General features: G+C 62.9%; 9 protein-coding genes. 6 read left to right on the forward strand and 3 right to left on the reverse strand.

The genetic code is table 11. From position 1 onward, the window contains the following. Positions 1 to 288 precede the first annotated feature (288 nt). Positions 289 to 642 (reverse strand): hydroxyisourate hydrolase, encoded by a 354-nt coding sequence (gene uraH / locus PQQ95_RS36345; RefSeq protein WP_074283346.1) that lies wholly within the window; start codon positions 640 to 642, stop codon positions 289 to 291. Positions 643 to 1,158: 516 nt separating this feature from the next. On the opposite strand from uraH, the gene PQQ95_RS36350 reads away from it, so the two are divergent. Beyond that, positions 1,159 to 2,547: an 8-oxoguanine deaminase gene (locus PQQ95_RS36350; RefSeq protein ID WP_408447184.1), complete on the forward strand. Its 1,389-nt coding sequence runs from the start codon at positions 1,159 to 1,161 to the stop codon at positions 2,545 to 2,547. An 85-nt stretch (positions 2,548 to 2,632) separates the two neighbouring features. Here PQQ95_RS36350 and PQQ95_RS36355 read toward each other — a convergent pair whose 3' ends face one another. Beyond that, entirely contained in the window at positions 2,633 to 3,565 is a 933-nt protein-coding gene (locus tag PQQ95_RS36355; RefSeq protein ID WP_012433318.1) for a LysR substrate-binding domain-containing protein, read from the reverse strand. 251 nt (positions 3,566 to 3,816) lie between these two features. Between PQQ95_RS36355 and PQQ95_RS36360 the strand changes: the two genes are divergently transcribed. The 4 genes from PQQ95_RS36360 to PQQ95_RS36375 all read left to right on the forward strand — a co-directional run bounded on the left by PQQ95_RS36360 (position 3,817) and on the right by PQQ95_RS36375 (position 8,743). After that, the gene (locus PQQ95_RS36360; protein WP_408447187.1) at positions 3,817 to 5,418 is read left to right on the forward strand and encodes an ABC transporter ATP-binding protein; all 1,602 of its coding nucleotides are present in this window, start codon (positions 3,817 to 3,819) and stop codon (positions 5,416 to 5,418) included. Positions 5,419 to 5,526: 108 nt separating this feature from the next. Continuing rightward, the gene (locus PQQ95_RS36365; protein WP_408447189.1) at positions 5,527 to 6,633 is read left to right on the forward strand and encodes an ABC transporter permease; all 1,107 of its coding nucleotides are present in this window, start codon (positions 5,527 to 5,529) and stop codon (positions 6,631 to 6,633) included. An 18-nt stretch (positions 6,634 to 6,651) separates the two neighbouring features. Beyond that, the gene (locus tag PQQ95_RS36370) at positions 6,652 to 7,581 is read left to right on the forward strand and encodes an ABC transporter permease (protein WP_408447192.1); all 930 of its coding nucleotides are present in this window, start codon (positions 6,652 to 6,654) and stop codon (positions 7,579 to 7,581) included. A 67-nt stretch (positions 7,582 to 7,648) separates the two neighbouring features. Beyond that, positions 7,649 to 8,743 (forward strand): BMP family ABC transporter substrate-binding protein, encoded by a 1,095-nt coding sequence (locus tag PQQ95_RS36375; RefSeq protein ID WP_408447195.1) that lies wholly within the window; start codon positions 7,649 to 7,651, stop codon positions 8,741 to 8,743. 237 nt (positions 8,744 to 8,980) lie between these two features. On the opposite strand, the gene PQQ95_RS36380 is transcribed toward PQQ95_RS36375, so the two are convergent. Further along, positions 8,981 to 9,187 carry a dodecin gene (locus tag PQQ95_RS36380; RefSeq protein WP_091793652.1) on the reverse strand — a complete coding sequence of 69 codons (207 nt, stop codon included), beginning with the start codon at positions 9,185 to 9,187 and terminating at the stop codon, positions 8,981 to 8,983. Positions 9,188 to 9,413: 226 nt separating this feature from the next. Between PQQ95_RS36380 and PQQ95_RS36385 the strand changes: the two genes are divergently transcribed. Then, the coding region (locus tag PQQ95_RS36385; protein WP_408447198.1) for an NAD(P)-binding domain-containing protein at positions 9,414 to 9,813 on the forward strand (400 nt) is incomplete at its 3' end.

Consider the following 9,813-nt stretch of genomic DNA (forward strand, 5'->3'; position numbering starts at 1 on the left):
GCGCAATAACACGTGTGCCTTGGTTACGCCTTTGGTGACCCGGTTGACGGGGCGCCGGCATGCACGGTGTCGTTGCGCAGACTGCGGGGTGAGAGACGCGGTGCGCTCAGTTCGCACAGCGCCGTTTTTTATTGGAACTTCGGGTCGAGTCGCTCGCGTTCGATTGCGCTTCGCGGGTGTCTCCATGGATCCGCACAGTGCAATCGGGCGCGCTCGCAAATACAGCGCGACTTCAACCTTGTCTTCCTCCAATGCCTATCGATACGCTCCGTTCGCGCAGTTGCTTACTTAGCTGCCCCGATAGGTGCTGTACGACCACGGCGACACCAGCAGCGGCACGTGATAGTGCGCGCCGGCATCGGCCACGCCGAAGCGCAGCACGACGCGATCGACAAAACGCGGCTCCGGCACCTTCGTGCCGATCGAGGCAAAGTAGTCGCCGGCGCCGAACACGAGTTCGTATTCGCCCGGGACCAGTGCGTCGCCTTCGAGCAGCGGCTGGTCGCAGCGGCCGTCGTCATTGGTGGTGGTGGTTTTGAGCGCGCGGCGGGTGTCGCCGGAGAGCGCGAAGAGTTCGACCTTGATGCCCGCGCCGGGACGGCCGTTCGCGGTGTCGAGCACGTGGGTAGTGAGCTTTCCCATTCGCAATTTTCCTTATGTGAATGCGAGGTTTCGGCGGCGGCCCGATCCAGAATACGTTGCGGCGGATCGAGGCTCCACGTCAGTGGCTACATACCCGTCGGCGAATTGAAGCGAGCGCCGTGGCAGCCATTGTAAAAAGGATGTTCACCTCAGCGCGCGCGAGATAGGAAAGATAATACCTGGCGCATGACAGACAGCCTGCTGAAAGCCATATCGAGTCGATCGGTTCGACTATTACGCGGCGATTCGATCGTACCGGCGCCAAAAAAGGCCCACTATATCGGCAGCGTGAGGTTGGGTATCGCACTGGCGCGAGTTGTCAGCATTATTTTGGCCGTCGAAGGTTACCCCTGTGCGCCGCAGCAAACACAAGCGAAGCGCGGCACACCCCGAAGACGGCGGAAGCACGCTGGGTAACCGGGCCAACGGCGTTCGACGGGACGCGGCGGCACGGTTGGCGTGCCGTCACATCGCGTTCGAACGGCTTTGCACGGAAGCAATGAAGCGGAGAAACGAATGACGATGGAGCAGGCGGCTAGCAAGCCGAAGAAAACGATGTTGGTCAAGCACGCGGACGTGCTGGTCACGATGGACGGCGCCCGGCGCGAACTGCGCGACGGCGGCATGTATATCGAGGACAACCGCATCGTCGCGGTCGGACCCACGGCGGAATTGCCGCAAACGGCCGACGAAGTGCTGGACATGCGCGGCCACCTGGTGATTCCGGGACTGGTGAACACGCACCACCATATGTATCAGAGCCTGACGCGCGCGATTCCGGCCGCGCAGAACGCCGAGCTATTCGGGTGGCTGACCAACCTCTACAAGGTGTGGGCAAACCTCACACCGGAAATGATCGAAGTCTCGACCTTGACGGCGATGGCCGAACTGTTGCTGTCCGGTTGCACGACCTCGAGCGACCATTTGTATATCTACCCGAACGGCAGCCGCCTCGACGACAGCATCGTCGCGGCGCAACGGATCGGCATGCGTTTTCATGCGGCCCGCGGCAGCATGAGCGTGGGGCAGAAGGACGGCGGGTTGCCGCCGGATTCGGTGGTCGAGCGTGAAGCGGACATCCTGAAGGACACGCAGCGGCTGATCGAGACGTACAACGACGAAGGACGCTACGCGATGTTGCGCGTCGTGGTCGCGCCGTGCTCGCCGTTCTCGGTGAGCCGCGATCTGATGCGCGAATCGGCGGTGATGGCGCGGCACTACGGTGTGTCGATGCACACGCATCTGGCGGAGAACGTCAACGACATCGCGTACAGCCGCGAGAAATTCGGCATGACGCCGGCCGAGTATGCGGAAGACCTCGGCTGGGTCGGCCACGACGTGTGGCACGCCCACTGCGTGCAACTCGACGACGCGGGCATCGAACTGTTCGCCCGCACGGGCACCGGCGTTGCGCATTGCCCCTGTTCGAACATGCGGTTGGCGTCGGGAATTGCGCCGGTCAAGCGGATGCGCCTTGCGGGCGTGCCGGTGGGGCTGGGCGTCGACGGTTCGGCGTCGAACGACGGTGCCCAAATGGTTGCTGAAGTGCGCCAGGCGCTGCTGCTGCAGCGGGTCGGTTTCGGGCCGGATGCGATGACCGCGCGTGAAGCCCTGGAGATCGCGACGCTAGGCGGCGCGAAGGTGCTGAATCGCGACGACATCGGCGCGCTGGCGCCGGGCATGGCGGCGGATTTTGTGTCCTTCGATCTGCGTCAGCCGCTGTTTGCGGGCGCGTTGCACGATCCGGTCGCGGCCCTGGTGTTCTGCGCGCCGTCGCAGGTGAGCCACAGCGTGATCGGCGGCAAGGTGGTGGTGAAGAATGGTCAGTTGACGACGCTGGAGCTCGGACCGGTCATCGAGCAGCACAACCGGTTGGCGAAGACGCTGTACGAAGCGGCCGCCTGATGACGGAGTAAGCGCGAAGTAGAAGAAGCAGGTTTATCGGCATCCGTCCGCAAAGACGGGGTGCCGATAAACCGCAGCGCAAAGATCAGGGCTTGTCGATCAGCGTCTTGGTCGCTTCGGCAACCAGACTGCGCAGCCAGCGCACTTCGTCGGAGTAATGCACACGCTCGTGCCATAGCTGGTAGTACTGCATCGGCGGGAAATCGAGCGGGGCGGGCACCACGGTCAGCGGCAGGAATTTGGCGTAGTAGTCGGCAAACAGGCGCGTCGTCGTGAAGATCAGATCGGACTTGATCAGCACGTAAGGCGCCAGATTGAAGTACGGCAACGTGACGACCACGTGACGCTTTAACCGCTCGCGCGCGAGATGCACGTCGATCGCGCCGCGTTGGCCCACCGAGTAAGGAGTAGGCGCAAGATGCGGCGCATTCAGGTACTGGTCGAGCGTCAACCCGCCGCGTTTGGCGAACGGATGCGCATTGCTCATCAGGCAGACGATCTGATCGACGAACAGGTTCGACAGGTGCAATTGCTCCGGCGGCTCCGGCCAGTTGCCGACCACGATGTCGAGCTTGCCGTCCTCGAGCGCGAGTTCGTAGTCGAACGCCGGCCCGAGCGAGTGAAATTCGAGCGTTGCGTTCGGCGCGGCCTGGCGAAAGCGTTCCACCACCGTCGGCACGAACAGCACGTTCAGATAGTCCGGGCAGCCGATCCGGTAGCAACGAATGGAGGTGGCGGGATCGAAGTTGTGCTGCTGGAACTTGATGCGTTCGATTTCGCGCAGCGCGTTTTGCACCGGTTCGAGCAGGCGCAGACCATACTCGGTCGGCACCATGCCGGATTTGCCGCGCACCAAGAGCGGGTCGCCGGTGATGTCGCGCAAGCGGCGCAGCGCCGCGCTGATAGCGGGTTGCGACTGATTCAGTTTGACGGCCGCGCGTGTGACGCTGCGTTCCATCAACAGGGTGTGCAAGACGCGTAATAGATACGTATCGATCGCCTCGCGTTGCTGGCTCATGACTTCTCCGAAATATATGTTCTGGCTGATCGAACGGGCGTGGGGTTATATGGCTTTTAATATGAACACAAAACCGCGTCAAGAGTGGGATACCCGCAGAGCACGCTGCGGCGGGGGTTTGCGGGGAATTTTGGCGGCTCGACTGAGCGGGTCGATTTAGGTATTGTCATCCGGTTGTGGTGACGGATCGTCTGCTGACAGGGCGGGCGGACGCGCTGTAACCGGCAGTCTCTGACGTACTACGGAATCACATGAGCGACTCTTCTTATAGCGACGGCGCCGCCGCGCAGCCGGCAAGCAGGCCGGAACAGGCGGCGCCCCGGCTGATGCTTCAGGGCATCACCAAACAATATCCGGCCGTACGCGCCAACGACGACGTCACGTTGATCGTCGCGCCGGGTGAAATCCATGCCGTGCTCGGCGAAAACGGCGCCGGCAAAAGCACGCTGATGAAAATCATCTACGGCGCGGTGCGTCCCGACGCCGGCGAGATCCGCTGGGAAGGCCAACCGGTCGAAATCGCGAGCCCGGCGGCGGCGCGCAAGCTCGGCGTCGGCATGGTGTTCCAGCATTTTTCGCTGTTCGAGACGCTCACGGTCGGCGAAAACATCGCGCTCGCGCTCGATGAACCCTTCGATCTGAAGACGCTCTCGAAACGCATCCGCGAAGTCTCTGCCGACTACGGCCTCGACATCGACCCGCAACGTCACGTGCATAGCCTGACGGTGGGCGAGCGGCAGCGCGTCGAAATCGTGCGCTGCCTGCTGCAGAATCCGCGTCTCCTGATCATGGACGAACCGACTTCGGTGCTCACGCCGCAAGCGGTCCGCAAGCTCTTCGCGACGCTGCGGCGTCTGGCGGCGGAAGGCTGCAGCATCCTTTACATCAGCCACAAGCTCGACGAAATCCAGGAGCTGTGCGACACCGCCACGGTGATGCGCGGCGGCCGCGTGACCGGTCATGTGAAGCCGAAAGAAGAAACGCACGCGTCGCTCGCGCAGCTGATGGTGGGTCATTCGCTGCCGGATTACACGCGCCGTGAACATACACCGGGGGCCGTGCTGCTCGACGTGAAGCAGTTGTCGGTGGAAAGCGACGATCCGTTCGGCACCTCGCTTAACAACGTGTCGTTCAGTGTGAATGCAGGCGAGATTTTTGGCATCGCGGGCGTGTCGGGCAACGGGCAGGCCGAATTGTTATCGGCGCTCTCGGGTGAAAAGCGCGGCACGCGCGCCGATGCGGTCACGATCTGCGGCAAGGCGGCGGGGCGGCTCGGCGCAGGCGGCCGCCGCGCGCTCGGGTTCGGCTTCGTGCCGGAAGAGCGGCTGGGCCGCGGTGCAGTGCCGGCGATGACCTTGTCGGAAAATGCGCTGCTCACCGCGCATCGTCAGCAGATGGTGAACTCAGGCTGGATCAAGGCGGGCGCGATGCGTGCCTTCGCCAGGCGTTGCATCGAAGCCTTCGACGTCCGTTGCGGCGGCTCGGAAGCGTTGGCGCAAAGTCTCTCCGGCGGCAATCTGCAGAAATACATCATGGGCCGCGAGATTCTGCAGGCGCCCAAGGTGCTGGTGGTCGCGCAGCCGACCTGGGGCGTCGACGTCGGCGCGGCGGCGTTCATTCGTCAGCAGCTGCTCGACCTGTCCGCGCGCGGCGTGGCGATTCTGGTGATCTCCGAGGAATTGGAAGAATTGTTCGACATTTGCGATCGCATCGCGGTGCTGGCAGGCGGCAGACTGTCGCCGGTGCGTGCCACGGGGGCGACCAATGCCGAGGAAATCGGCCGCTGGATGGCGGGCCTGTTCGGCGACCGCGAGGGCGCGGCGCCGTCGGCGGAACAGCCGGCGCATGCGTAACAGGTCGATGCCTGATCGGACCGCCGATCGACGCTAAAGCACCGTAAGCACCATAGGCCCCGTAGGCACCAGAACCAGACATAAGCACTCATATAAACACACGCTCCCATGATCCTTCCGTATCGACTCGAAGCACGTACGACGCCCTCGCGCACGATGCAGCTTGCCGTGCCGCTGATCGCCGCGTTGCTCACGCTCGCGATCGGCTTCCTGATCTTCAGCCTGGTCGGCCGCGATCCGCTCGAAGCCATGCATGCGTTTTTCATCGAACCGCTCTCCAGCGTGAACGGCTGGTCCGAACTGCTGCTGAAGGCTTCGCCGTTGTGCCTGATCGGCCTTGGCCTCGCGATCGGCTATCGCGCCAACGTCTGGAACATCGGCGCTGAAGGGCAGATGCTGCTCGGCGGCATCGCCGCCAGCGGCGTCGCGATCTATTTCGATCAGGCCACCGGCTGGTGGATTCTGCCGACCATGATGATCGCCGGCGTGCTCGGCGGCATGGCGTGGGCCGCGATTCCCGCGCTCTTGAAGAGCCGCTTCAACACCAACGAAATTCTCGTCAGCCTGATGCTCACGTATGTGGCCACGCAATTGCTGATCTATCTGGTGAGCGGCCCGTGGCGCGATCCGCAGGGCATGAACTTCCCGCTCTCGGAGATGTTCAGCGGCGACGCGTTGTACCCGACCTTTTCCGGCGACTGGCACTGGAAATGGCTGCGCGGCACGCGGCTGAACGCGTCCGTGTTCATCACGCTGATCGCGATTCCGTGCGTGTGGCTCTTCATGCGCAAGAGTTTCGCGGGCTACCGGATGAACGTCGGCGGTCTCGCGCCGCTCGCCGCGCGCTATGCCGGTTTCTCCGACAAGAAAACCATCTGGACGTCGCTGCTGATCAGCGGCGGTCTCGCGGGCCTTGCCGGCATGGGTGAAATCGCCGGTCCGATTGGCCAGTTGCAGGCGACATGGTCGCCGGGTTATGGCTTCACCGCGATCATCGTCGTATTCGTGGGGCGGCTGCATCCGGTCGGCATCGTGCTCGCAAGCTTGCTGATGGCGCTCCTGTACCTCGGCGGCGAAGCGGTGCAGACCTCGATGCAATTGCCGCAGGCGCTCTCCGGCGTGTTCCAGGGGCTGTTGCTGTTCTGCCTGCTGGGTGCCGACCTGTTCGTGAACTACCGCGTGCGCCGGCGCTCCGCCGCCGCGCAAGCCCACTGATTTTCCCGGCGGAACTCCATGGATATTCAACAAGCCAGCGCGCTCACCTCGAGCGCCGTCACCGCCGCGATTCCGTTGATGTTCGCGGGCGCGGGCGAACTCGTTACCGAGAAGTCGGGTGTGCTCAACCTCGGCGTCGAAGGCATGATGCTGATGGGCGCCGTGACCGGCTACGCGGTCACTGCCATTACCGGCAACCCGTGGCTCGGCGTAGTCGCCGCGATCGGCGCGGGACTCGCGATGTCGCTGCTGTTCGCGTTCCTCACGCTGACCATGCTCGCCAATCAGGTCGCCACCGGCCTGTCGCTGACGATTTTCGGTATTGGCCTGTCGGCCTATGTCGGCAAACCGTACACGTCGGCAGCGGTGCGCGCCACGATCGACACGTGGACCATTCCGGGTCTTTCGAAGATTCCGGTGCTCGGACCCGCGCTCTTCAGCCTCACGCCGCTCGATTACCTCGCGTTCCTGATGTTCGCGGCGATCTGGTGGTTCCTGTATCGCACGCGTGCGGGCCTCGTACTGCGTTCGGTCGGCGAATCGCCGCAAGTGGCGCACTCGGTCGGCTTTCCGGTGGTCGGCGTGCGTTATGGCGCGGTGGCCTTCGGCGGCGGCATGGCGGGTCTCGCCGGCGGTTACTACTCGATCGTCAACCTGCACTTGTGGCAAGAGCAGCTTACGTCGGGCCGCGGCTGGATCGCGCTCGCGCTGGTGGTGTTCGCGACGTGGCGTCCGGGCCGTCTGCTGATCGGCGCGCTGCTGTTCGGCGCCGTGACAGGTCTGCAGTTTTACGCTCAGGCCATTGGCGTGCCGGTGCCGACGCAGTTTCTCGCGATGCTGCCGTACGTTGCGACCGTCGTCGTGCTCGTACTGATTTCGCGCAACCCGAACACGATTCGTCTGAATGCACCCGCGTCGCTTGGCAAGCCGTTTTTCTCGGCGGGATGACACGCTTGTCGCTTCATATGACCGACCACACGTTTCAAATCAATCGACAAACACGACAGGAGAAAACATGAAGAGAAGAAATCTGCTGACCGCCTTCGCGTGGGGCGCGGCCTCACTGGCGCTCACCGCGCCGCTCGCACAAAGCGCGCAGGCTGCCGACGCACCGGGCGTCGCGTTCGTCTACCTCGGCAACCCGGGCGATGCCGGCTGGACCTTCGCGCACGATCAGGGCTCGAAGGAAGCCGAAGCGAAGTTCGGCAACAAGATCAAGATCACCCGCATCGAGAACGTGCCGGAATCGGCCGACTCGGAACGGGTGTTCCGCGATCTGGCGAACAAGGGCAACAAGATCATCATCGGTTCGAGCTTCGGCTATCAGGACTTCGAGCTGAAGGTCGCGAAGGACTTTCCGGACACGGTGTTCCTGCACGCAACCGGCTACAAGAAGGCGCCGAACTTCGGCACCTATGACGTGCGCATGTACCAGGGCGCCTACCTGGCCGGCGTCGCCGCGGGCTATGTGACGAAGACCAACACGCTCGGCTTTGTCGCGTCGGTGCCGATTCCCGAGGTGATCCGTAACATCAACGCGTACACGCTCGGCGCGCGTTCGGTGAATCCGAAGATTCACACCAAGGTTATCTGGATCAACAGCTGGTTCGATCCGGGCAAGGAAAAGCAGGCCGCTGAAACGCTGATCGGCCAGGGCGCCGACGTGCTGTTGCAAAACACCGATTCGAGCGCGACGCTCGCGACCGCATCGGAAAAGCACGTGCATGCGTTCGGTTGGGATTCGGACATGAAGAAGTTTGGTCCTGAGGCGCACCTCGGGTCGGTGGTCGCGCACTGGGGTGTGTATTACAACGCCGCTATCCAGCAGGTGCTGGACGGCAAGTGGAAGAACGATCCGGTGTGGTGGGGCATTCCGCAGAAGGCCGTCAATCTTGAGGACCTGAATACGTCGGCGATTTCCGCCGATGCGCAGAAGCAGGTGGCGGCGAAGCGTGACGATCTGGCGGGCGGCAAGTGGGATGTCTTCACGGGCCCGATCAAGGATCAGTCCGGCGCGGTGAAGGTGCCGGCTGGCAAGACACTGACCGATCCGGAGTTGCAGCGCCTGAACTGGTATGTGGAAGGCGTGGACGGCTCGCTGCCGAAGTAATCCGGTTCACGCGGCGGTCGTCGAGAGCGAATCGCTTAAGGGTCGACCGGGTCGCCATAGACCGGTTGTGATAGATGGGGCCGCCATCGGCCAGGCCGCGAATGACCGCGTCGCGTGGCCGATTAATCATCGACCAGGCGGCGGTCTCAGCAACCGCTGCTTTAAGACGCTGCGTCCAGTACGGACGCAGCTTTTTTTTGCTCCGGAATAGGTGTCGAAGAGGTTTCAGGCGCAGGGCTAGTCGATGCGCAGGCCGACCTTGATGGTCACCTGCCAGTACGCGACCTTGTCGTTTTCGATCTGGCCCCGCGTTTCCGTCACTTCGAACCAGTGCAAATTGCGCAGCGTCTTCGACGCTTTTGCAATCGCGGTGCTGATTGCGTCGTCGATCGATTTGGTCGATGAGCCGGTCAGTTCGATTTGTTTGTAGACGTGTTCTGACATGAACTTCCTCCTTTGACCTTCGTTGGTGTGCAAAAAAAGTATAGGCAATGGATTACCGTTGACACTCCCATGTGCCGCACATGAGCGAGTCATTCCGCACATCGCGTGCCCGATATGCCGCAGCGAGGCGCGGCCGTTATGATGTCCGCGCAACTCAATCTGAAATCTGAAACCTGAAACCTGGCGAGGTTTGAAAGTGGAAATTGGTTTTTGCGGCCCCGGTCTGATGGGCGCGCCGATGATCCGGCATCTGCTGCGCGCGGGGCATACCGTGCATGTCTGGAATCGCACGCGGGCCAAGGCGGAAGCCTTGCTGGCGGACGGTGCCAAAGTGGTCGATACGCCGCGCGAACTGGCCTCGCGGTGCGAGGTGGTCCTGCTGTGCGTCGCGGATGCGGCGGCGGTTGAAGAAACGGTGTTCGGCGCTGAGGGATTGCTGAGCGTGGATGCCACCGCGCCGGGACGCGTACGCTGGATTGTCGATCACTCGAGCATTCCGCCGGCCGCGACACGCGCGTTTGCGCAGCGTGCGGCGGCGGTGGCTGCGGTTGCGGCGGAAGGTCTGATTGCGGCGACGAGCGAGAGTGGGCGAGAGCGAGAATCTGACGGCACAGGCACAGGCACAG

It is taken from the genome of Paraburkholderia caffeinilytica (genome assembly GCF_046030355.1).
Taxonomy (GTDB): Bacteria; Pseudomonadota; Gammaproteobacteria; order Burkholderiales; family Burkholderiaceae; genus Paraburkholderia; species Paraburkholderia caffeinilytica_B.